The sequence below is a fragment of the [Flexibacter] sp. ATCC 35208 genome (genome assembly GCF_001975825.1).
Taxonomy (GTDB): domain Bacteria; phylum Bacteroidota; class Bacteroidia; order Chitinophagales; family Chitinophagaceae; genus Chitinophaga.
On the sequence record NZ_MTKN01000028.1, the window covers coordinates 17857 to 41337 of the forward strand.

The 23481-nt window shown below is 43.9% G+C and carries 18 protein-coding genes; 14 read left to right on the plus strand and 4 right to left on the minus strand.

The window, feature by feature from the left end; genetic code table 11:
- Nucleotides 1-95 precede the first annotated feature (95 nt).
- A complete protein-coding gene (locus BW716_RS18210; protein ID WP_083724568.1) occupies nucleotides 96-2105 on the minus strand; it encodes an OmpA family protein in 2010 nt (669 codons plus the stop codon).
- A 208-nt stretch (nucleotides 2106-2313) separates the two neighbouring features.
- Here BW716_RS18210 and BW716_RS18215 point away from each other — a divergent pair, with 208 nt between their 5' ends.
- Nucleotides 2314-2745, plus strand: coding sequence for a response regulator transcription factor (locus BW716_RS18215; RefSeq protein ID WP_083724570.1), 432 nt, complete (start codon nucleotides 2314-2316; stop codon nucleotides 2743-2745).
- A 66-nt stretch (nucleotides 2746-2811) separates the two neighbouring features.
- Here BW716_RS18215 and BW716_RS18220 read toward each other — a convergent pair whose 3' ends face one another.
- Together BW716_RS18220 and BW716_RS18225 are read right to left on the minus strand one after the other, a co-directional pair.
- Complete coding sequence (locus BW716_RS18220) at nucleotides 2812-4227, minus strand: alpha-L-fucosidase (RefSeq protein ID WP_083724572.1); 1416 nt, start codon at nucleotides 4225-4227, stop codon at nucleotides 2812-2814.
- 154 nt (nucleotides 4228-4381) lie between these two features.
- On the minus strand, nucleotides 4382-5878 hold the full coding sequence (locus BW716_RS18225) for a S8 family serine peptidase (RefSeq protein ID WP_083724574.1): 1497 nt from the start codon (nucleotides 5876-5878) through the stop codon (nucleotides 4382-4384).
- A 204-nt stretch (nucleotides 5879-6082) separates the two neighbouring features.
- Between BW716_RS18225 and BW716_RS18230 the strand changes: the two genes are divergently transcribed.
- From BW716_RS18230 to BW716_RS18250, 5 genes are all read left to right on the plus strand, one after another.
- On the plus strand, nucleotides 6083-6988 hold the full coding sequence (locus tag BW716_RS18230) for a hypothetical protein (protein ID WP_143708896.1): 906 nt from the start codon (nucleotides 6083-6085) through the stop codon (nucleotides 6986-6988).
- Nucleotides 6989-7126: 138 nt separating this feature from the next.
- A complete protein-coding gene (locus BW716_RS18235) occupies nucleotides 7127-8068 on the plus strand; it encodes a glycosyl hydrolase family 18 protein (protein ID WP_083724578.1) in 942 nt (313 codons plus the stop codon).
- Nucleotides 8069-8129: 61 nt separating this feature from the next.
- Nucleotides 8130-8546 carry a hypothetical protein gene (locus BW716_RS18240; RefSeq protein ID WP_083724580.1) on the plus strand — a complete coding sequence of 139 codons (417 nt, stop codon included), beginning with the start codon at nucleotides 8130-8132 and terminating at the stop codon, nucleotides 8544-8546.
- Nucleotides 8547-8572: 26 nt separating this feature from the next.
- A complete protein-coding gene (locus BW716_RS18245) occupies nucleotides 8573-8989 on the plus strand; it encodes a secondary thiamine-phosphate synthase enzyme YjbQ (RefSeq protein WP_368677499.1) in 417 nt (138 codons plus the stop codon).
- 10 nt (nucleotides 8990-8999) lie between these two features.
- Nucleotides 9000-10535, plus strand: coding sequence for a M1 family metallopeptidase (locus BW716_RS18250; RefSeq protein ID WP_083724584.1), 1536 nt, complete (start codon nucleotides 9000-9002; stop codon nucleotides 10533-10535).
- 17 nt (nucleotides 10536-10552) lie between these two features.
- Here the strand turns inward: BW716_RS18250 and BW716_RS18255 are convergent, their stop codons facing one another.
- Nucleotides 10553-11023, minus strand: coding sequence for a hypothetical protein (locus BW716_RS18255; RefSeq protein WP_083724586.1), 471 nt, complete (start codon nucleotides 11021-11023; stop codon nucleotides 10553-10555).
- A gap of 224 nt (nucleotides 11024-11247) precedes the next feature.
- Here BW716_RS18255 and BW716_RS18260 point away from each other — a divergent pair, with 224 nt between their 5' ends.
- From BW716_RS18260 to BW716_RS18295, 8 genes are all read left to right on the plus strand, one after another.
- Complete coding sequence (locus tag BW716_RS18260) at nucleotides 11248-12666, plus strand: arylsulfatase (RefSeq protein WP_235643831.1); 1419 nt, start codon at nucleotides 11248-11250, stop codon at nucleotides 12664-12666.
- Between the two features lie 7 nt (nucleotides 12667-12673).
- Nucleotides 12674-15355 carry a glycosyl hydrolase gene (locus BW716_RS18265; protein WP_083724588.1) on the plus strand — a complete coding sequence of 894 codons (2682 nt, stop codon included), beginning with the start codon at nucleotides 12674-12676 and terminating at the stop codon, nucleotides 15353-15355.
- Nucleotides 15356-15511: 156 nt separating this feature from the next.
- A complete protein-coding gene (locus tag BW716_RS18270) occupies nucleotides 15512-16870 on the plus strand; it encodes a 3' terminal RNA ribose 2'-O-methyltransferase Hen1 (protein WP_083724590.1) in 1359 nt (452 codons plus the stop codon).
- Between the two features lie 6 nt (nucleotides 16871-16876).
- Entirely contained in the window at nucleotides 16877-19420 is a 2544-nt protein-coding gene (locus tag BW716_RS18275) for a polynucleotide kinase-phosphatase (protein ID WP_083724592.1), read from the plus strand.
- Nucleotides 19421-19579: 159 nt separating this feature from the next.
- Complete coding sequence (locus BW716_RS18280; protein WP_083724594.1) at nucleotides 19580-20032, plus strand: ADP-ribosylglycohydrolase family protein; 453 nt, start codon at nucleotides 19580-19582, stop codon at nucleotides 20030-20032.
- Nucleotides 19992-20894 (plus strand): AraC family transcriptional regulator, encoded by a 903-nt coding sequence (locus BW716_RS18285; RefSeq protein WP_083724596.1) that lies wholly within the window; start codon nucleotides 19992-19994, stop codon nucleotides 20892-20894. The genes BW716_RS18280 and BW716_RS18285 overlap by 41 nt, the downstream gene beginning before the upstream one ends.
- Before the next feature lie 382 nt (nucleotides 20895-21276).
- Complete coding sequence (locus BW716_RS18290) at nucleotides 21277-22110, plus strand: SDR family NAD(P)-dependent oxidoreductase (protein WP_083724598.1); 834 nt, start codon at nucleotides 21277-21279, stop codon at nucleotides 22108-22110.
- A 149-nt stretch (nucleotides 22111-22259) separates the two neighbouring features.
- Nucleotides 22260-23069 (plus strand): SDR family NAD(P)-dependent oxidoreductase, encoded by an 810-nt coding sequence (locus BW716_RS18295; protein ID WP_083724600.1) that lies wholly within the window; start codon nucleotides 22260-22262, stop codon nucleotides 23067-23069.
- The last annotated feature ends 412 nt before the right edge of the window (nucleotides 23070-23481 follow it).

The window sequence follows — 23481 nt, forward strand, 5'->3', positions numbered from 1 at the left end:
AAAAAGGGAATTCACCAACGGGGAATGAGAACCACTTTCAAAGAAAAAAGCGGTTCAATGATTTCATTGAACCGCCTATTACTAAACACCAGGGCCTATCTATCAAACACTTCAAATTCAGTCCTTCTATTGGCCTGGTGTTCCTGTTCCGAACAATGCACACCGTTTGCACAACGGTTAATTAATCTCGTTTCACCATATCCAGTTGCAGTCATACGTTCTTTTGCAATGCCCTTGGATACGAAATATGCTAATACAGAAGCTGCTCTTTTCTGTGATAATTTCATGTTGTAATTGTCATCTGACCGGCTATCCGTATGGAAACCCATCGCCACTTTCCAGTTTGGATTCTCCTTCATCAACGCAATCAGCTTGTCCAACTCTTTTCCCGCATCTGGTCGTACATTCGCTTTACCCAGATCGAAATATACATTCGCAGGATTGAAACGGTTACCGAGGTCTATTTTATGCCCCTTCACATTTGCTTTCGCAATGATCAAAGGTTTCTTTTCCGGCGCCGCCACCTGTTTGATCTCAATTTTCTGTAACCACACATCCTGGTGTATCACCTGTGATTCTGTCAATCCATTTGTAGTCACAAAACTATTTTCAGCAGGATTATAAGTCACTCTCGTTGCATTCAAAACATAATCAGACAAACTATCCAGTACAAATTTGTAGTGACCTTCATTATCTGTCTCTGCCGTCAACACATTGCCGGTGGCCTTGTTAGCGAGTGCTACAGTAGCATTTCTGAGTGGCCCTTTCGTCGCTTTGTCAAATGCCTTACCTTCCAGGCTAAACACGAGGATCTTCCATGGTGTAAAGCGGTAAATATCATCATTACCATACCCTCCTGGCCTGTTGGAAGAGAAGTACATCGTCTTGCCTGTATTATAAGCAGGGGCGAAATCATCCTGTGCACTGTTTACGGGATAGCCCATATTTACAGGCACCCAGGTACCATTTACCTGCTTTGCAGAGAAAATATCCAATCCACCTACACCCGGTCTGCCATCAGTTGCAAAGTAAAACACACCCGTACTATCCATAAACGGTGTGCGCTCACTACCCGCTGTATTGATGGATGGGCCCATGTTTACAGGTGTTTCCCACTTGCCGTCTTTCCCTCTTGTACAGTAGTAAATATCCGTACCACCTAAACCACGTGTACCAAAATCAGCCACAAAGTAAAGTGTACGTCCATCAGCACTGATAAAAGGATCACCTACACTATAATCAAAGATCTCATTATATGGAAAGCTGTCTATTTCCCAGTTACCATTGGTGTTGTTCCATTTAGACGCTTTCAGTTCTACATTTAAGGTATATAACTGCTCTGCAAAACGACCTTTCTTTTTTACGAGATTCGTCACTGCATAATACATGGTATTGCCATCGGCGGTATACGTTGCTTTCGCACTGTGATAATCCCCATTTACATTGCGGGAAAGCAGGCGGGTCGTACTACTGTCAAACCCATCGCTTTCGTACAGGTGCAGATAACTACGGCCGGTAAAACCGTATTTCTTTCTGCTGATGTTCGAATTATTAAACAGGCGATCATGACGCAAAGAATCATATGGGCGATCTGATGCAAATACAAACCTACCGTTTCTGAAGCCAGTACCCCAATCGGACCACTGTGTATTCATGGCTTTCAGGTTCTCGAAATCCCCTTTCACCGGTTTCACTTTCCACTTCACGGCGCTGTCACAACCTTGTTTCATGCTGATCGCCAGCGGGTCATTCGGTTGTTTACCAAGGTAGCCTTCAAGTGCTACTTTCGCATCAGCATATTTTGCATTATTGATCAACACTTTTGCATAATGCAGCTCATCGTTGGCAGTATGTTCTGGAAGCGCGACCAGTTTATTATACCAGGGTTCAGCAGCAGTATAGTCATTCAGTAACTGATAACTATCAGCAACTCCACGAATGGCTCTGACTGTTACTTTTTTGCTGAATGCTTTCTTATATAAAGGAATCGCAGCAGAATAATTATACAAGGATGCCTGTTTATCCGCTTCTTTTAAAACATATTGTGCATTCGAAAGGGTGGCAGAGAGCAGCATTATGCTGAACAGCGCAATCTTTTTATCCATATACAGGGAGAACGGTTAAAAATTGATCACATAGGATCGGTTTTCACATAGGCTAAACTGTAACCTTTCATCTCATATCGCATTGCAAAAGTACCAATGGACTGATCTTCATCACATAGTAGATATTCTATAAGTCTGTAGTATAAGTACTACAAATGTGGAATTTATAATATGATAATTTTACTAGATGTAATCATAGTCTTTATTGATGAAAACTATTTTGATAGCCTTAGACCCATCTATATTCAGTTATGGACTCAAACAGATCATAGCAACGATGCCACAGCCCACCCGGATTGAAACTGCCGATACCCTCGATGCAGCAATGACCCTATTGGATTCCCGGTGTGTGGATCTGTTAATTACCGATTTGCACCCCGAAGTATTGGGACCAGTCAAAGCGAAATGCCCTGAGATCAGGGTCATGGTGTATACAGCAGCCGATGAAAGGACATTTGCGATTGACAATCTACTGGCGGGAGCAGATGGTTACCTGAGTAAGAGTGCGAAGAAAGAAGAGATGGAGTATGCAGTAAAAACAGTACTAAACGGAGAGAAGTATATGAGCGCTACGGTACGGCAGGAGATGCTGGACCAGCTCTGGAAAAAGAGAAGAGCCGGCCACAAAGGTGTATATTAATATCCTTTGCGGCCAGCTCTTTTTTTGAAAAATGATTGAATTCTCTTTGAAGAATCCCCCCTTTTATTAAGCTTCTACTTTGAACGCAGCGGCGTATTTCAGGCCACTTTGTTGTTGTAAATTCTTAGGTATTTTAATTTCAAGTTTGCCGTTGTTGAGTTTCCAGCTAAGTTTAGCTTTGGTACCCAGCAGGGAAACACGTTTGATCTTAGCAGGTGCTTCGATCGCGAATGCCACTGTTTCAGGCAATTTCACCACATCGCTGTCGGACGTGAAGAAGGCGTAAGTAGCAGAGCTGTCTTTCGCTTGTGTATAGTACACATTGTTATCAGAGTAGGGTGCTACCGGACGGGAAGCGTGAATGCCTTCGCCGTTGATCTTCATCCAGGCACCGATGTCGGCCAATCTTTCGTAAGCCTGTGGTGTCCAGTCGCCTTTCGCGCTAGGGCCAATGTTCAGCAGGAAGTTACCACCTCTTGATACGATCTTTACCAGCAGGGTCACCAGTTTCAGGGAAGACTTCATCTGGTCGGTATGGGTATACGTCCAGCTGTCGCCCATAGACATACAGGTTTCCCATGGATAAGGGAGTGGTTTTTCAGGAAGCGTTTGTTCAGGTGTTGCGTAGTTCTCGAATTCACCGGGTACTTCCCTGTCTACCACGATCAGGCCTGGCTGATTTTTACGACCCATGGCAGCGATCTTAGGCATGTCAATTTCCTGTTTGCCACCTGGTCTTACCCAACCGCCGTCCAGCCAGAGAATGTCGATCTTACCGTAGTTGGTCATCAGTTCTTCGATCTGGCGGTAAGTATATTCTTTAAATGCAGCCCATTTCTCAGGGTACATTTTGATATTATAGTTCGTGTTACGACCCATTACCGGGTAGTATTTCCACCAGAAATCCTGGCTATGCCAGTCCGGTTTGGAAAAATAAGCACCAATCATGAAACTGTCCTTGCGGAAAGTATCGAAGATCTCCTTTGCGATATTCGCTTTTGGATTCTTTGAGAAAGGTACATTCGGAGCGGTGATCTTGTAGTCCGTTTGTTTGGTATCGAACATACAGAAACCATCGTGGTGTTTGGTGGTAAATACCACATAGCGCATACCGGCGTTCTTAGCGGCATCTGCCCACTTTTGCGGGTTAAAATCTACCGGGTTGAATTCATTCGGTAATTTCTCATAAGCTTCGCGATATACGTTGTAATCAGCGGAGTAAGGGCCTTTTCTCACTACCCAGTCATCAGGGCAAATGCTCCAGCTTTCTACTTCTTCCCAAAGGGTATAGGGACCCCAGTGCATAAATAAGCCAAAGCGTTGGTCCTGCCATTTATCCAGTTTACGGATCACAAGCGGATCGGTAGGAGCTACATACTCCTTGGACATGTGGTGCAAGCCATCAGTTTCCTGGGCTGTTGCTTGTTTTACAGACAGCATAGCTGCAAATAAAACGGAGCAAGCAACGATTGTTTTCTTCATGTATTCGACCTGTTTTTATTTCAGGCTGTAATATGCGGAATCTTCACGGTTTGAGTGCGCATATTTTACCTGATATTGATATTAAAAGAAAAAAACGCTTCTGCCAGTGGCAAAAGCGTTTTCATTTGGGCGTATATATGTAAATGGTTAGTCTTTAGCGGACTGCCTTCGCGGCGTTTACTTCACCATCACCGAAGTACTTATCCTTACCCGGAGTACCATAATCAGTAGACGATGCTTTCAGGATCAGATCTACCAGCAATGGATTGGCGTACGGATACTTGTTGTAAATCAGCGCAGCTACAGCCGCAGCATGTGGCGAAGCCATACTGGTACCAGCTGCCCAGCCATAGTAATAGGTGGCAGAAGCTTCATCCCAGTAACCGATATTGAAGACAAAGTCGAATATGTATTCGTAGTTGATGATACCTCCTACGTTCACAACGGTGGTATTTGGAGGCAGCGTGTAGTTACCGCCTGGAGCGGCATAGTGAATAAAGTTCTTACCATAGTTGGTAAAGATAGAAGGGATGTAGAGAGACGTATCCTGGTTAATACCCCAACCCAGCGGCCCGGTAGAGGAAATAGCCAGTACACCTAATGCTGCTGCAGGGTAGGTGATAAAGCGTTTTTCTACATCGTAGTTGTACCCATCGTTACCAGCAGCAGCGATCAGTGTAGTACCCTTCAGGGTGGCGTACAGGGTGGCTCTGTTGATAGCGGTGATCAGTTCTTTTACATCGCGGTCATATTCCACTACGTAATCGTCAGATGGATCGTCGGGCGTACCGTTGTCATCTACGAAAGTCTTGAGGGGCAGTTCACCACCAATGCTCATGTTGATGACCTTAGCACCATGGTTGGTGGCATAGAAGATGCCGTCGATGAAGCTGGAAAAGGCTCCTGAACCAGCGTCGGACAATACTTTTACGAGTATCAGTTTAGCTTCCGGAGCTACACCGGCTACGCCATTGGAATCTTTCACAGCGGCGATGGTACCGGCTACGTGGCTACCGTGGCTAAAGCCTTCTTCGCCATGGTACTGTACTTCTTCACCTTCCACAAAACTGTGGGTAAGAATAATGTTAGGCTTGATTTCAGGGTTGTTGAGCAGGAAACCGCCATCGAGTACGGCTACCTTTACACCAGCGCCTTTGTAACCTTTGGCCCATGCTTCGGGGGCATGTACTGCCTGTAGACCCCATTGCAGAAAGCTGTATCTGTCTGTAAGGGCACTGGCACTTGATTTAGCATTGACAGTAGACGGGGCGTTTGTGCTGTAAGGAATAGAAGAGCGGAAATTACGCTCCGGCAGGCGCCAGTTCTGTACCAGGTCAATTGATACAGATTGTACACCAGCTACTTTCCTTGCTTTTTCAGGAAAGGACGGATCAGGAGTTTGTACACGAATGAGCCCCAATTCCTTATTGGATTCTTTGAATACAAAACGCTTTACGCCGAGATTAGAAAGTGCTGTTGAGATGTCGTTCTGATCGACATTTTGCTCAGTAAGAATCAAAAATCCTCTGTCTTGTTTTGGGGTGGTGGCAAGCCCTTTGGCGAGTTTGACTTCCTGAGAGTCTTTGGAGCAGGATGCCAGCAACAGTAACAGCAAGAGGGGGAATGAAAATGGCAATAGATTTTTCTTCATGTAGTTTTGGTTTAACAATTATTGAATTTTGGTCCTGGTCTCTTTTGTATAGGTCTTCAAAAAACACAGATAGCGCTATTGGTGGTTATTCTGATGCCACGGGTTTCAAGGGTAAGTGAATGTACATTAATTGTTTGAAATTTCAATGCAGTACATTTTTTCCTATTTAATTTATTTGTACTTTACATGGATAAATTAAGTCAAGTGAAATTTTTCGTTCGTTTACTCCTTTGCCTGTTATGCCTGTCTTATTACTACGCAAATGCCCAACAGGCCAAAGATCCAGCTACGTTAGTGCTTGAATGGAATACAGCCAACAACAAACAGGATATTGGAACACTCACCTTTTTTTATGATAGTGAAGTTTTGTTTTATGGCACCAAAATGAAAAAGCAGGATTGCATTGCCGGCAAACTTTCCATCTTTAAAAAGTACCCTGGTTTAGATCAGCAGATTGCCGGCCCCGTTAAAACAGAAACCCTGGATAACGGCGATGTGAAATGTAGTTTTGACAAGGCGGTTACTACCAATGGTACTACTAAAACCTATGCATCTTATCTCGTATTTCATCAGATAGCCAATGTGTGGAAGATCACCGTCGAAAGCGACCTTACTACAGATGCGAATGTGGAGAAAAGAAAGTGGAAGGCCAAAGGGGCCGTACTTTGTGATGCGGATGGGGACGGTGTAAAGGAATATGCTTACCTGGTGCCTGCGCCTATCGATACTACCCGGGAGATGTCTTGTCTGGATGATAGTTGTACTTCTTATATCCGTTTTTCAAATAAAGCAATTCCGGAAATCAGGTTAGTCAACTGTCTGAATGGAGGCGTTGATATACTGGGTGACCTTAATAATGACGGGAAGGATGAGATTGGCATTAACCCGCAATGGTGGACCAGCTGCTGGAGTGGCTACCATGTATTTACATTGAAAAACGGGCAGTGGATAAATGCGGTGCCTGTGATCTCTACCCATTGTAATCAGTGGGAGCAGGGGGTGAAGGTGATTCAGAAAGACCCGAAGAAACCTGGGAATGTGATTATACATTATAGTGAGCTCACGGAAGATGACATTGTTACAAAGACAAAATCTATTCCTATAAAATAATTTTTTGAATCGCTTCGCATAAATATTTTGCGCGTTGCGTTTTCATTGGTTACAATTCTTTTTCCAAAGCATAAGAGCTAATACCAGCATAAAGCTGGCGTTAGCTCTTTTTTATTTATTCAAAAAAGGTACTGTACCATGAAACGTAATTCTGTTAATTTTCCACGACTGTTGTTCTTCCTTATTTTCCTGATGGCCTATTGTAAAAAGGAGCATACGACGACTACGAATCCGGTGGATATCGATACACCTAATACTTTGACCGCCCGCCCGCTCATGGTGGAATACTGGGGTGGTTGCTGCTATGACCGCAATGATGTAGGGCCTTTGGACGCTATTCCGGATAGCGTGGATGTGGTGAATATATTTACACTTGGGATAGGTAAAACATCCGATGGTAGCTGGGAATTTGAGCACAGAGGAGTATCTGGTTACAACGATTGGAATGATGTATTGACGAAAGCACATGCATTGCAGCAAAAGGGTATCCGCATTGTATGTACATCTTTCTCCGGCAATATGGTCAATTTATCTGGTACAGAAGCGGCTAAAATGGCGCTGATCGTAAAAGACTCACTGGACAAATGGCAGCTGGATGGGGTAGATCTGGACCTGGAATATAATGGCGCGACTACGAAGAATATAGATAGTGCCGTAATTGCTTTGGGTAAATATCTGGGACCTGATTCAAAGACAGGCAGGATCTTGTCAGTAGTGGATTATAACAATTATAACATTGCGCAGATCAAACGTACAAACAAGTATATTGATTATGTAATGACGATGTCTTACTGGAATTCAGCGAAACAGGTACGGAGTATTGTAAAGTCTTACGGTGCGGCGATTGGAGATGTAAAAAATGTATTAATAGGTGTTGGACAGGGTTGTGCGATCACTGCAGGCCAGGCTACACCTACAGGAGAGGAGTTGAAGATTGCCGATACATTGAGGATTGCATTCCCGGGTTCGGGTATGATGGAGTTTGTGTTTGGATGTAGTTATCATCATACAGATGCAAATGGAAATATTACAAAAGATGTGAGTTATACGCAGCATATCATCCGGCATTTGAAGCAGTAATTTTCTAAAAAGAGCTTGTAATCGTGTTTCTTGATACAGGCTCTTTTTATTATATTGTAGTATGAAATATTTATTGCTTTTTTCCACGTTATTATTTGCCTGTCAGCCCGCATCAAATTCCAGCGCCAGTTGGTTAAATGGCACCTGGAAACTCTTATCTCACGCCTCCATTGCCAAGGGCGATACAACTGTAACGGACTACACCAAAGATCAGGAGATGATCAAGATAATCAACGACACGCATTTTGCCTTCTTAAACCACGGCGGTACTTTCGATGCCGGTGGAGGCCGGTATACGCTGAGTGGTGACCAGTATACAGAACACCTTGACTTTTATAATAACAAAGACTGGGAGGGGGGCGTCTTTACTTTTAGGGTGAGTCTACATGGCGATACCCTGATACAGAAAGGTATTGAAAAGGTAGAGGGCGCAGGTGTAGATCATGAAATCATAGAGAAGTATATAAAAGTAAAGTAGTAATAACTTAATTTCGGTGCATGAAAATGTACCAGGCATCGATACAACTACGCGCCAGAGCCCGTGGATTTCATCTGATCACTTCCGAAGTATTGCAGGCTATTCCGCAACTAAGGGAGTTGAAGACGGGCATGTGCCAGGTATTTATCCAGCATACTTCTGCTTCATTGACCATCAATGAAAATGCTGACCCAACGGTAAGAATAGATTTCGAAACTTACTTTAATAAAGCCGTGCCTGAGAATGACCCGGATTACGAGCACAACGATGAAGGACCGGACGATATGCCAGCACACCTGAAAGCCGCGATGTTGGGCAGTTCGGTGATGATACCGGTCACCAATGGCCGGTTTAATTTAGGTACATGGCAGGGTATTTACTTGTGTGAACACCGGGATTATGGCGGGGCGAGAAGTTTAGTGATAACAGTTTGGGGAGAATAAATTATCTATTATGAAGAATGGATTTTTTCTTTGTCTGTGTACCTTATGGTTCACAGGAGCGAAGGCTCAGCAGGTAGACGTACAGCATTATGATATTGATCTGACGCTGAATGATACGACGAATCAGATAGAAGGGAAGGTGACGATTGCAGTAAAGTATTTGCAAAATACAACCCGCCTCAGGATTGATCTGGCGGGAATGAATGTGAGTGGGGTGCATGCGGATAATAAATTGTTGCAGTACGAACAGGGTTTTAATGCCCTCTATATAAAAGTGAATGCGAAAGCAGGTGATAAAGGAGCGTATACAGTAGTGTATACCGGTATTCCCAAAGATGGCCTGTTCATTTCTAAAAATAAATACGGAGATAGAACATTCTTTACAGATCATTGGCCTGACAGAGCGCATCAGTGGCTACCTTGTATAGATCACCCATCTGATAAGGCTACGGCGACGTTTACTGTTACTGCGCCTGATCATTATACCGTGGTAGCAAATGGTGTGCGGGTTTCAGCAACCAATCTACCTGGTCAGTTAAAGAGAACTGTATATGATGAGAAGGTGCCACTACCTATAAAAGTAATGGCTATTGCAGCAGCAGATTTTTCAGTGACGCATTCCGGCGATGTAGGGAAGATCCCTGTTTACAGTTATGTTTTCCATGAAGATTCCAGTCATCAGGGATATGCAAGGGCCACGAATATTTTGCCTTATTTCATTCAGCAGGTAGGTCCTTTCCAGTTTGAAAAGCTGGCGAATATTCAATCGAAGACGATCTTTGGAGGAATGGAAAATGCCGGTGCAATCTTTTACGCAGAGAATTCACCGGAATATCCCGGCCTGGAATCTTTACTCGCGCATGAAATTGCCCATCAGTGGTTTGGCGATGCGATCACAGAGACAGACTGGCGGCATTTATGGCTGAGCGAAGGTTTTGCTACTTATATGACACTGTTATATATGGAGCATACTTATGGGGTGGATACCCTTCGGGCTTCTTTGAAAGAAGACAAGGCGAAGATCATTGAATTTACAAAAAATAGAAAGACACCTGTAGTAGATACGACCGTACATAGTAATTACATGCAGTTGCTGAATGCGAATAGCTATGAAAGAGGAGGGTGGGTATTACATATGTTAAGAAGAAAGTTGGGGGATGAGCTTTTCTGGAAAGGTATTCGCCAGTATTTTAAAGACTATAACGGGCGCAATGCAAGTACAGATGATTTCAGAAAGGAGATGGAGAAAATAAGTGGGCAGGATCTGAAAGGCTTCTTTACGCAATGGTTATATACGACAGCTATACCGAAGCTGCAGGTGAACATGAGTTATAATGAAAATACTCATGCGGTAAAGTTGGAAGTGATTCAACAGCAGACACCTTTGTTTGAGTTTCCGCTGGAATATACGCTGGATAAATCAAAGCCTGTGCAGACAATATTAGTGAAAGATAAGATTACCACCGTCATAATACCAGCAGTGACAAAGCCTGCCGGTATTTGGTTGGATCCGGATACGAATCTGCTGGCAGATATGAGCTTTTGATTCCGAAAGGATCAACTTTACTTCCGCAGCACCTTTTCCAGTTCATACAGTCTTCTACTTAACTCAGTCAGCTCCACCTCCAGCAGATCTACTTTCTCACTAAGTAAGTATTGATTGTAATCGGAGATAATGGATAGCTCTCTGAGTTTTGGAAACAGATCGTGTTTAAAAAAGTGAAGGCCTGTTTCTTCGCCAAAAAACTCGTGGGCAGTTTTGGTCATATGATTGTACAGGCAGTAGCGTAGACCGTCGGAACTATGCGTCCATGGACTGATGTACAGCAATTCCCAGTTGTTGATCCGAAGCAATTCCACATCTCCTTTTTTGTCTACAAATTGATAAGTCGTAGATTCCACATAGCCGTTTGGTTTCAGTGTATCCGTTGTCATCAGTATGTAGGAATATTCCGGGAGTATGGAAATTGATTCCAGTGAATGTAAAGGACTGTAACTTCCATCTCCAAATATTGCATAGTATCTCACCATCATTTTCTATTGATTTAAATCATTCACATAACCTCTATAAACCTTGACACTGAGGGCGATATGAATTTAAGACAATTGAAACGAAAATATATCAAATATAAAAAAAGTATCTGATACGGTACCTTTCTAATCAAATTATTTACAATTCTGGGGGGTAACCGCTCATAAATTATTAGTCTATCGATTTGGTAGGTTTTTGTACATTAGTCACCAGAAAATAAGAAACTATGCAACGTCGCTTTTACAGGATCCTGTTGTCAGGGTGGTTGCTTACCACCTCCATAACCGCCATGGCACAGCAAAAGAAACATTCGGACCGACCAAATATCATATTTATCCTGGCAGATGATCTGGGCTATGGGAACCTCACATCTTTTAACCCCAGGAGCCCGATTCCCACGCCTAATATTGATAACCTGGGGACAGAGGGAATTCGGTTTACCCGCTTTTATTCCGGCAATACGGTATGTGCACCCAGTCGTTGTGCCTTACTAACGGGCAAGAATATGGGGCATTCCTATATTAGGGGTAATACCCGGTTGCCATTACGGCCGCAGGATAGCACCCTGGCTCAGGTGTTGCAGCAAAATGGCTATGCCACCGGTATGTTTGGAAAATGGGGCTTAGGCGAAATGGGAACGACGGGTTCACCAGAGATTAAAGGCTTCGACGAATTTTATGGCTACCTCAATCAGGGGCATGCACATGATTATTATACGAACTACCTCTATCAGGTGAAAGCCGGTAAGATCAGTAAGATAAAACATGATACCACCGTGTATACCCACGATGAGATTATGGAGCATGCTTATTCATTTATCAATGAAAATAAGGACAAACCGTTCTTTTTATATCTTTCTATTACAGTGCCGCATGCCGAACTGGATCCTCCCAAAAAGGACCTGCAGCAATGGCTGAACCCAGATGGTAGCTCTAAACTGGGGCCTGAAACACCGTATGCACAGAATGGGGGCACTTATCGTAGTCAGCAAAATCCGCATGCTGCATTTGCAGCCATGGTTACCAAACTGGATCAGAATGTGGGTCAGATTCAGGCACTTATCAAACAATTAGGGTTGGATGACAATACTTACATCTTCTTTACCAGTGATAATGGTCCTCACAAAGAGGGAGGTGCTGATCCTGAGTACTTTAACAGCAATGGTCCGTTGAAGGGGCTGAAGCGTGATCTGTACGAAGGAGGGATCCGGGTGCCTTTGCTGGTGCGTGCGCCGGGGCATATTCCTGCCGGGAAGGTGAGTGATGAGGAATGGGCGTTTTGGGATATCCTGCCTACATTCAGCGCATTGACAAAGTCAAAGACCCTGCATGGTATAGATGGCCTGAACTACGCTTCGGCACTGGAAGATAAAAAGCCGGACAAAGTGCATGATTATTTATACTGGCAGTTTAACGAAGGGTATATCCAGGAAGCCGTATTGCAGGGGGACTGGAAATTAATCCGGTTTAAATATAAAGGAAAGGGGGAAAGATTTGAATTGTACAATATAGTTGACGATATTGGAGAGACAAAAGACCTTGCTGCCGAAAACCCGGCAAAAGTAAAGAGCCTGAAAGCTATCATGGCAAAGGCGAAAACCCCGGCCGAAAACAAGGAATTTGACTGGTCTGATACCGAGAAATAAACTATATATGCATCCACGTATTTACCGGCTGGCTACCATTGGCCTGCTTCTTTGCGGCTTAAAGGCAACTGCGCAACACCCGGATTTTAAGGGGACTTACCCTGTATGGCCTTCTGTTCACAAGGAAACCAAACCCTGGACCCGCTGGTGGTGGATGGGGAGTGCTGTAGATAGTGTGGGGCTGACGAATGCATTGACAACTTATAATCAGGTAGGTTTTGGTGGGGTGGAAATCGCACCTATCTATGGGGCGAAAGGGTTTGAGTCAAAGTATGTGGATTTTTTGTCTCCGCAATGGATACATTTATTGAAAATAACGACTACGCAGGCGACCCGGTTACATATGGGAGTAGACCTCACTACTGGCACTGGCTGGCCTTTTGGCGGGCCACAGATAGATTTGGCGCATGCAGCGGCGAAGATGGAGGTGCGGGTGTTATCAACGGTTCCTGAAAAAATCGATACGGGTATCGGTACTTTGCAGGCCTTGGTAGCTTATCAAGGAGTTACACCTGTTCCTATTATAGACAAAGTGCAGGATGGGCATCTCCATTGGGAGCATCCCGCAGGCAATCTCACGGTCTATGCATTGTACAGCAGTCATACGAAACAGAAAGTAAAACGTGCGGCGCCCGGAGGGGAGGGTTATACCCTTGACCATTTATCGGGGGAGGCAGTTCAATTATACCTGCATCGTTTTGATAATGCTTTCCAACAAGAGGTCCCCGATATTCGGGCATTTTATAATGATAGTTATGAGGTATATGGGGCTGACTGGACGCCTTCATTTTTACCAGAGTTTAAGCGTCGAAGGGGGTACGATTTAACTCGTTTTATTCGTGAGTTCACAGATAATAGGAGCTCAGATACCATTGCCCGGATCAAATCAGATTACAGGGAAACGATGGCGGAGTTGCTGTTGGATAATTTTACAAAGCCATGGACACAGTGGGCGCATGATTATCATCGTATCACTAAAAACCAGGCCCATGGATCACCGGGTAATCTGATTGATTTATATGCAACAGTGGATATTCCGGAGTGTGAGACATTTGGCTCTACCTATTTTCCAATTCCGGGTTTACGGAGGGATAGTGCGGATATCAGAAATGTAAGTCCTGATCCGATAATGATGCAGTTTGCTACATCAGCGGGTCATATAGCGGGTCATCCGCTTATTTCAAGCGAGACATTTACATGGTTGACAGAGCATTTCAAAACATCGTTGTCACAATGTAAACCAGAAGTGGAGCAGGCTTTTCTGGCTGGCGTAAATCATGTATTTTATCATGGTACTACGTATTCTCCGAAGAAGGTGCCTTTTCCCGGGTGGTTGTTTTATGCATCTGTGAATTTTGTACCTGCTAATAGCTGGTGGTCGCATCTGCCCGGATTGAATGAGTATATAACCCGCGTGCAGTCAGTACTACAGGCAGGCAAGCCGGATAATGATTTGTTGGTGTACTGGCCGGTGTATGACATATGGAATGATGCGGAGGGGATGGAAATGCCATTGTCAGTACATCATATAGATAAGTGGTTGTATCCGACGGATTTTTATAAACAGGTAATGAATTTGCATGGCAGAGGGTATACACTGGATTTTGTGTCGGATAATTGGATAGCCAAAACCAATGGTTACAAAGCATTGATAATTCCGAAGGCGCATTTGATGCCCCTGACTACATTGCAAAAGATTATTGCGCTTGCGCAGCATGGAACTCCTGTGATCTTTCTGGCATTGCCAGAGGATGTACCGGGTATGAATGAGCTGGGTACGCGTAGAAAAGAATTTCAATTATTGTTGAAGTCATTAGCAGGCAGGAAGAATATCATTATTACTGCTGATGTAGAAGGGGCCTTACATTCAATTGGAATTCGCCGTGAAGCGCTTACAGATGCAGGATTGAAATTCATTCGCAGGAAGGATGGGGAGGATACTTATTATTATATCGTGAATCATACGGCTAATAAAATTGACCGGTCTATTCCTGTCAATCGCCGTGTATCACGTGTCTTTATGCTGGATCCATTGCATGGTGATACTGGTCTTGCGCAGATAGAGAATACAGATAGTACTACTCATTTGAAATTACAACTGGCATCGGGAGAATCAATTATCCTAAAGGCAGAAGGTGGGGCTTCCAAGGGAAGCTATGCGGCATGGAGATACCTTGAAAATGCTGGCAAACCGCTTACGCTGCAAGGTCCATGGCAATTGGAATTCAAAGATGGCGGACCGTTCATTCCGCCTGCTGTAAAATTGGATAGCTTAGTGGACTGGACTACATTACCAGATACTGCTGTTACTTCATTCTCCGGAATAGGGATATACACAACAAGTCTTCTGTTACCGGCAAAAAATTCCAGAGAATATCTTTTGCAATTTGACAAAGTGAATGAAAGTGCGCATATCTGGATCAATGGACAGGATGCGGGTATCATGTGGAGCATTCCATTTACACTTAGGATCGGCAAATACCTGCGTGCAGGAAAAAATGATATTCGTATAGAAGTGGCGAACCTCATGGCTAATCATATCAGGTATATGGATCGGCATCATATACCATGGCGGCAATATCATGAAATTAATTTCGTCAATATTAATTATAAAGATTTTGATGCTTCTAATTGGAGTATACAGCCTTCCGGGTTAGAAGGCAAGGTGACGATCACGCCTTATAACTAAACTTAGGTTAATTCAGGATTATTCAGCGGGCATTTCAATGAATGTGAAGCATTCATTGAAATGCCCGCTTTTTTATCTCCTTCAAATTTTTCTCTCCTGCGCAAATACCCTTCACACATCCTTCAGATATTTGCCAACATAATTTATATTGCAAATATGTTATTAACTATCACCAACTCACGCTACCCCGCCACTGACCTTGGGTTTCTGTTACACAAGCACCCCGGCAAAGTACAATCTGTCGAGGTAGTAAACGGTAAAGCCCACGTCTTCTACCCGGAAGTTAGCGATGAAAGATGTACCTGCGCAATATTGCTGGATATGGACCCCGTCGGACTAGTCAGGAACAGTGATGGCAACCCCTTTGCATTGGATCAATATGTAAATGACCGCCCCTATGTTGCCTCTTCTTTCATGACCAGTGCCATCTCTAAGGGATTTAGCTCCGCATTGAACGGAAATTGTAAAGCAAAACCAGAACTGGTGAGCATCCCCCTGCAACTCGAAGTACAACTTTCCGTCCTCTCAGTAAAAGGTGGCGAAGAAGTATTGCAACAACTCTTTCTTCCGCTGGGCTATGAACTGACTGCTATCCAACACCCGCTGGATCCGCATTTTCCCGAATGGGGCGAAAGCCGGTATTTTACAGTCACCCTGAAAAATACCGTTACCCTGCAGGCATTGCTCTCCCACTTATACGTGCTCATTCCTGTAATGGACAATGAAAAGCACTACTGGGTAAATGAGGAAGAGATCACAAAACTCATGAACAAAGGGAAAGGCTGGCTGGAAGAGCATCCTGCCAAAGAACTGATTGTTCGCCGTTACCTCCGTTATCAGCAAAAACTCTCCAACGAAGCATTGGCAGCAATCACCGTATCGGAAGATACTCCTGTAGTTGAAAAAGAATCCAAACAAACCCTACATGATATAAGATTGAAAGCTGTCAGCGACGAAATCGCCCGTCTACAGGTCAGATCTGTCGTAGATCTGGGTTGTGGGGAAGGTCGTCTCATAAAACTGTTGCTGGAAAATAAACAGCTGCAACGCATCACAGGTATGGACGTATCTTCACGTAGTCTTGAAGTTGCTGCCAGAAGACTCAAGCTGGACAAGATGATCGACACACAGCGTAAACGTATTAACCTGCTGCATGGCTCCCTCACTTACAGGGACAGGCGTTTACAGGGTTACGAAGTAGCAACGCTGGTAGAGGTGATCGAACACCTGGACGAAGATAGGCTGCTGGCATTGGAAAAGAATGTATTCAATGAGATACTACCTGATACCATCGTGCTTACCACGCCCAACAAGGATTGGAACATCACCTTTACAGAAGATGAAACAATGAAGCGACACAGTGATCACCGATTTGAATGGACCCGCGAGGAATTCCAGGCATGGTGTGAGCACATCCGTGACGCATATAAATATACTTATGAAATAAAGCCACTGGGAGAGGAGATCGAAGCAGTAGGCGCACCCAGCCAGATGGTTGTATTCTCTAAACAATAACGAATTATGACATTAAATTTTCCGGAACTCTCCCTGGTAGTATTAGTAGGCGCATCAGGATCAGGGAAAAGTTTTTTTGCAAAAAAATGGTTCAGGCCTTCAGAGATCGTCAGCAGTGACGCCTGCAGGTTGATGCTCAGCAATGATGAAAATACACCCGATATATCCGAAGATGCATTTGAACTGTTGCACTTCATCATTGCCAAAAGGCTGAAGAGAGGCCTGCTCACGGTCGTAGATGCGACCAATGTAAATGCACAATACAGAAAGCAACTGGTGGCACTGGCAAGAGAATACCACATACTGCCCGTTGCGATCATATTGAATATGTCAGACCGGGTATGTCAGGACAGGAATAGAACCCGTACTGACAGAAACCTGCCACCCCGTGTGATCAAGAGCCAGATGGCTGCCCTGAAAAGCGGTGTTCACAAAATCAGGGAAGAAGGATTCAGGAGGCATTTTGAATTCCGTACCCCGGAATCGGTAGACAGCATTACCGAAATAATAAGAGAACCACTCTACAATGACCTGAAGCAGGAGGAAGGGCCTTTCGATATTATCGGTGACGTACATGGTTGTTATGACGAGCTGTGTACACTGCTCACTAACCTTGGTCACAGCGTCGATAAAGAAGCTCATCGCATCACAGCGACCAATGGTAGAAAGATCGTATTCCTTGGTGATCTGGTCGATAGAGGGCCTGCTTCACCAGCAGTATTGAAATTGGTGATGCAGGCGACAGCAGAAATGGGGGCACTCTGTGTACCGGGTAACCACGACAACAAACTGCTCAAATACCTGAATGGTAAAAATGTACAGTTGCAGCATGGATTGGAACGTACGGCGGCACAGCTGGAAGGCGCCGATCCTGAATGGATAGAAAAAGTAAAAGTGTTCCTGGATGGATTGGTGAGTCACTACGTCCTCGATCATGGTAACCTGGTGGTAGCGCATGCGGGTCTCAAGGAGACCATGCAGGGCAGAGGTTCCGGGGCAGTGAGAGAATTTTGTCTGTACGGTGAGACCACCGGCGAAACAGATGAATTTGGATTGCCTGTGCGGTATAACTGGGCGGCTAATTACAATGGTAAAGCAGCCGTGGTGTATGGGCATACACCAGTGATACGTCCTGAATGGTTTAACAATACAATAGATATAGATTCGGGTTGTGTATTCGGCGGAAGTCTCACGGCTTTGCGTTATCCTGAAAGGGAATTGGTGAGCGTACCTGCAGCGCAGGAATATGCGGTGCCATCAAGGCCGATCCAGGAGTCAATGAATGAGTTGAGCTTACAGCAGGAGCATGATAATGTACTTGATATCAGTGATGTCATTGGCAAACAATTAGTGGACACCCGATTGATGAAAAGGATCGGGATCCGTGAAGGCAATGCCGCATCAGCGTTGGAGATCATAAGCCGTTGGGGAGTGAATCCTAAGTGGCTGGTGTACCTGCCTCCTACAATGTCTCCAACTGCCACCAGTCCTTTGCCTGATTATCTGGAACATCCTGGTGAGGCGTTTAAGTATTTTATAGGTGAAGGGGTAAGCAAGGTCATTTGCGAAGAGAAACACATGGGATCACGTGCGGTGGTGGTGGTGTGTAAGGAGCCGGAAGTGGTAAAACGACGCTTTGGTATACAGGAGGATAGCATTGGGATTGTCTATACCCGTACTGGTCGTGTATTTTTTGATGATGAGGTCATAGAGCAGGCTTTTCTGAAAAAGATCGCTGATGTGATCACAGCGCGTGGTGGATGGGAAGCTTTCAATACGGACTGGATGGTGCTGGATTGTGAGCTCATGCCATGGAACCTCAAGGCGCAGCAGTTACTTCGTAATCAATATGGAGCGACAGGTGCTGCCGGCAGATATGCGATGGAAGGAGCAGTAGCGAGTTTGGAAAAAGCAGCTACTAATCCTGCTGCATTGCCTTTGCTGAGAGAGTATAGGGAGAGGGCGGTGATGGTCGATCAGTTTGCTACGGCCTATAGACAATATTGCTGGGAAGTAAATGGTATGGAAGATTACCAGCTGGCGCCATTCCATTTGTTGGCGACAGAAGGCAATACCTATTTTGACAAGGACCATGAGTGGCATATGGAGCAGTTGGCGGCGTTTGCAGGTGGTGAGGGGAATCCTATCATTGCTACTAAATATAGAGTGGTAGAATTGGGGGATGATAGCAGTTTGGCAGAGGTGATCAAATGGTGGGAAGGAATGACGAATAATGGAGGAGAGGGGATGGTTGTAAAACCATATAATTTCATCACTATGAATGATAAGTTCTTTGTGCAGCCGGCAGTCAAGGTAAGAGGAAGGGAGTATTTGCGAATTATTTATGGTCCTGAGTATACGTTGGAGAAGAACCTGACCCGATTGAAAGAAAGGGGGTTGAGTACGAAGCGTATATTAGCGCAGAAGGAGTTTGCACTTGGGGTAGAAGCGTTGGAAAGGTTTGTGGCGAAGGCACCGTTGACGAAAGTGCATCAATGTGTGTTTGGGGTGTTGGCGTTGGAGAGTGAACCAGTAGATCCAAGATTGTAAGGACCACTGAGCAATGAGGGGCAATACGTATTTGGAGTATTGTCCTTTTACAGTGAATTAGTAGATCTTAGGTTATAAGGACTGTTGCGCAAAGAATATCAATAAATATTTAGTGTATTGACACTGAAAATTGAACCAGTAGATCCGAGATTATAAACTATGCAAATAGCAGATCGATTTAAAGCCTGTATTATCGGAGGAGCCATCGGCGATGCATGGGGGAGTGCCTGGGAGTTTGACAATTTAAAAGATGACAAAACAACCTGGTACTGGGGCAAAAAGCCAGAACCTGATCGAAGTTGGAAGTTGACAGACGATACACAACTCACACTAGCAACGTGTGAGATTTTAGGGATGTACAGGAAAATTGAGCCTGCCGTATTGGCGGCTCATTTTCTATTATATTACAAACAAGGAAGATTAAGTGGCCTTGGCGCCAGTACATTAAAAGCTCTCAAAGACCTGGAAGCCGGTATTCCCGGTTTCGCTTTTGTCAAAGCTTCAAACCTTACCAGAATACCCCTAAATGCAAAGTATCATCGAATCTGTTTGAATTTCGTAACTTCGCCCCATGGCAAACAGGGAAACACTCGAAGAATTCTACCAGCATAAATTTAACTGGCTACCTGATAACCTGAAACAGGATATCGGGCATTTTAATGTATTCCGGATAGAAGATACCTTAAGCCCAGGCGCTACACCCATCCACTACGCCCGCAGGGATTTTTATAAAATCAGCCTGATCAGGGGCCGTACCGTCTATCATTACGCAGATAAAAGTATCGAAGCAGACGGGACCGCATTGATGTTCTTCAATCCCAATGTACCTTATACTTACGAATCCTTACAGAATGAAAGGGCTGGCTACTTTTGCATCTTCAAAGAATCCTTTTTCACGGAATCATTACGTACCAATATCAATGAACTTCCTATGTTTGCGCTGGGCAGTAAACCTGCCTACATGCTAAACAAAACCCAGGATAAGCATGTGAGCGCCATCTTTAAAAAGATGCTGGAAGAAATCAACTCTGATTATAAATATAAGTACGACCTGCTGCGCAACTATGTTACAGAGATGATTCATTATGCCCTGAAAATGCAGCCATCAGAAATGCTTTACCAGCATACAGATGCAAATGCCCGCATTACAGCGATCTTCACCGAACTGTTGGAAAGACAATTTCCAATAGAAACACCTCACCAACGCTTCACTTTGCGCTCTGCCCGGGATTTTGCTGATAAACTGGCGGTCCATGTAAACCACCTGAATAGGGCCATCCGGGAGACTACTGGCAAGACGACTACTGATCATATTGCAGAACGATTACTGGGCGAAGCTAAAGCGCTGCTGAAACATACTAACTGGAACATTGCGGAGATTAGTTATAGTCTTGGCTTTGAGGAACCGGCACACTTTAATAATTTCTTTAAAAAACATACAAGTAGTACGCCTTCTTCTTATCGGGTTGTATAAAGCAGCTTTAAGAGGCATAACCGTAGTTTTGTCTTCTTATCGGGTTGTATAAAACACCTTTAAGAGGCATAACCGTAGTTTTGTCTTCTTATCGGGTGGTATAAAACACCTTTAAGAAATATAAATATAATTTACCTTTTCTTCTTACCCGGTTTGTATAAAATATCTTTAAGAGGTATGCCAGCAGTACATCCTCCTGATATCATGTTTTATAGAATATCTTTAAAAAGTATTCCATAAATACGTCTTCTCGTTACCGCACTATTTGATGCTTTTAACCACCTCATGCCTCGTTGTTTGAATTTTGTAACCAATGGTTTGAACCTTGTAATAATCAGCAACCCTGCATAATCTAATTTTGTCCTATCAAAACGAGCAAGATATGGACAACAAAAAGACCTGGTTTGTAACAGGAGCCTCCAAAGGATTAGGCCTAAGTTTGGTAAAGCAATTACTTGCGGCTGGCCAGTCTGTGGCAGCTACCTCCCGCAATGCTGCGGCTTTAGCAGCAGCTGTGGGCAATGATAATAGTAACTTCCTCCCTTTAGAGGTAGATCTGTCTGATGACAGGAGCGTAGCAAGCGCTATTCAATCTACCGTTGACAAATTCGGACAGATAGATGTAGCTGTAAACAATGCCGGTTATGGCATCGGTGGCAGTATAGAAGAATTATCTGATGCGGTGACGCGCACCAGCTTTGATATCAATGTATTTGGTACGCTGAATGTGATCAGGCATGTATTGCCTTTCATGCGTCAAAAAAGAAGCGGGCATATCATTAATATATCTTCTATTGCTGGTATAACAGGGAATACCGGTTGGTCTGTTTATGCAGCAACTAAATATGCCATTACAGGTTTGACAGATGTTTTGGCACAAGATGTAAAAGAGTTCGGCATACATGTTACCCTTGTAGCACCAGGTGCATTCCGCACCAGTTTCCTCACTGCTGAGTCATTAGTGATGACAGATACGCCAATTGCTGATTATACTGCGATCAGGAATTCTCATGCAAAGTATGCCGGCATGGATGGAGAACAGGCTGGTGATCCGGAAAAGGCTGCGGCAACAATGATGCAATTGGTAAATATGCCGGAACCGCCAGTGTACCTTTTATTAGGCAGTGATGCTTATCAGCGGGGCCTGAATAAGATGGAACAATTGACAGCAGCTTTCAAAGCCACTGAATCCTTAACGAAGTCAACAGATTATTGATAGGAGCTTTCAAAAGGGCTGAATCATTAGCGAAGTCAACTGATTACTGACAGCAGCTTTCAAAGCCACTGAATCCTTAACACAATCAACAGATTATTAACATCCGCTTTCAAATCCCCGAATCTTTAACACAATCAACCTATTATTATATGAATAGAGTATGGTTTGTAACAGGTGCCTCCAAAGGTTTTGGCCGCATCTTAGTCTCCCAGTTATTAGCAAAAGGCTATAAAGTAGCAGCCACCTCACGTGATGCAGCTTCCTTAGGCGAATTTTCTGGAAATGATTTCCTGCCGCTCACGGTATCACTTACTTCAGAAGAAAGTGTAAAGGCCGCAATAGAAAAGACGATCAGCACATTTGGTAAAATAGATGTAGTCGTAAACAATGCCGGATACGGGCAAGTAGGTGCATTAGAAGAAGTAAGTGATAAAGACGCCAGAGAAAATTTCAATATAAACGTCTTTGGTTTACTGAATGTAATCAGACAGGTAATGCCGCATTTGCGTGAGCAACGCTCTGGCCATATTATCAATATCGCGTCTGTAGCCGGTATGCTTGGAGGTTTCCCAGGATGGGCGATCTACTGCTCTACTAAATTCGCAGTAGTTGGATTGACAGAAGGCCTGCGAGAAGAGATCAAAGAATTTGGTGTGAAAGCCACCGTTGTATTACCAGGTTATTTCAGAACCAACTTCCTGGGTGCTGATCTGAGTGTAACAGAAAGTAAATACCAATCTGTAAAGGATTCTATTCAATGGCATGCAGACCTCGATGGTAAGCAACCCGGCGATCCTGAAAAAGGGGTAGCAGCTATTATTGAAATGGCAAAGAGTGATCATCCACCATTGAATTTCTTAATTGGTAAAGATGCTGCAGAGCTAGTACCAGAGAAGTTGCAAAGCATTCTCGATGAGATCAGTGAATGGAAGGAGCTCACTATAAATACAACCTTTTAATAATTGATTACTAAAAAGACTTTAAATTGTTGATTACTAACCCCTTTTTTTAATTATTGATTACTGAAAAGTTTTTAATATTTGATTACTAAAAGGTTTTTAGTTATTGATTAAAAGAGAGACGCTTTTACCGAATTTACCAAAAGTAAAAGCGCCTTCTTTGTATTAAAATGACACAAAAGTGGGGCTTTGTTGAAACGTAAAAATTACTTAACTTCATAACTCATCAAAGAAAAGGAGGTATTCATGGAATCTACAGTATATTCATGGAAACCTTCAGTTAGTATCGCCTAACTGGGTTGCTCCATCAAAAATAGCTGTGACGCGGACGCGTCAAATTAAAGCTCCGGGCAAAACACCCGGAGCATTTTTTTTACCACCAAAAACCTCCTCCTCAACCTCCCCTCCAAAA

Excerpts from the sequence above, each read along its gene's own strand:
- BW716_RS18210 (WP_083724568.1), bottom strand. The coding sequence starts at position 2,105 with ATGGATAAAAAGATTGCGCTGTTCAGCATAATGCTGCTCTCTGCCACC.
- BW716_RS18215 (WP_083724570.1), top strand. The coding sequence starts at position 2,314 with ATGAAAACTATTTTGATAGCCTTAGACCCATCTATATTCAGTTATGGA.
- BW716_RS18220 (WP_083724572.1), bottom strand. The coding sequence starts at position 4,227 with ATGAAGAAAACAATCGTTGCTTGCTCCGTTTTATTTGCAGCTATGCTG.
- BW716_RS18225 (WP_083724574.1), bottom strand. The coding sequence starts at position 5,878 with ATGAAGAAAAATCTATTGCCATTTTCATTCCCCCTCTTGCTGTTACTG.
- BW716_RS18235 (WP_083724578.1), top strand. The coding sequence starts at position 7,127 with ATGAAACGTAATTCTGTTAATTTTCCACGACTGTTGTTCTTCCTTATT.
- BW716_RS18240 (WP_083724580.1), top strand. The coding sequence starts at position 8,130 with ATGAAATATTTATTGCTTTTTTCCACGTTATTATTTGCCTGTCAGCCC.
- BW716_RS18245 (WP_368677499.1), top strand. The coding sequence starts at position 8,573 with ATGTACCAGGCATCGATACAACTACGCGCCAGAGCCCGTGGATTTCAT.
- BW716_RS18250 (WP_083724584.1), top strand. The coding sequence starts at position 9,000 with ATGAAGAATGGATTTTTTCTTTGTCTGTGTACCTTATGGTTCACAGGA.
- BW716_RS18255 (WP_083724586.1), bottom strand. The coding sequence starts at position 11,023 with ATGATGGTGAGATACTATGCAATATTTGGAGATGGAAGTTACAGTCCT.
- BW716_RS18260 (WP_235643831.1), top strand. The coding sequence starts at position 11,248 with ATGCAACGTCGCTTTTACAGGATCCTGTTGTCAGGGTGGTTGCTTACC.
- BW716_RS18265 (WP_083724588.1), top strand. The coding sequence starts at position 12,674 with ATGCATCCACGTATTTACCGGCTGGCTACCATTGGCCTGCTTCTTTGC.
- BW716_RS18270 (WP_083724590.1), top strand. The coding sequence starts at position 15,512 with ATGTTATTAACTATCACCAACTCACGCTACCCCGCCACTGACCTTGGG.
- BW716_RS18275 (WP_083724592.1), top strand. The coding sequence starts at position 16,877 with ATGACATTAAATTTTCCGGAACTCTCCCTGGTAGTATTAGTAGGCGCA.
- BW716_RS18280 (WP_083724594.1), top strand. The coding sequence starts at position 19,580 with ATGCAAATAGCAGATCGATTTAAAGCCTGTATTATCGGAGGAGCCATC.
- BW716_RS18285 (WP_083724596.1), top strand. The coding sequence starts at position 19,992 with ATGGCAAACAGGGAAACACTCGAAGAATTCTACCAGCATAAATTTAAC.
- BW716_RS18290 (WP_083724598.1), top strand. The coding sequence starts at position 21,277 with ATGGACAACAAAAAGACCTGGTTTGTAACAGGAGCCTCCAAAGGATTA.
- BW716_RS18295 (WP_083724600.1), top strand. The coding sequence starts at position 22,260 with ATGAATAGAGTATGGTTTGTAACAGGTGCCTCCAAAGGTTTTGGCCGC.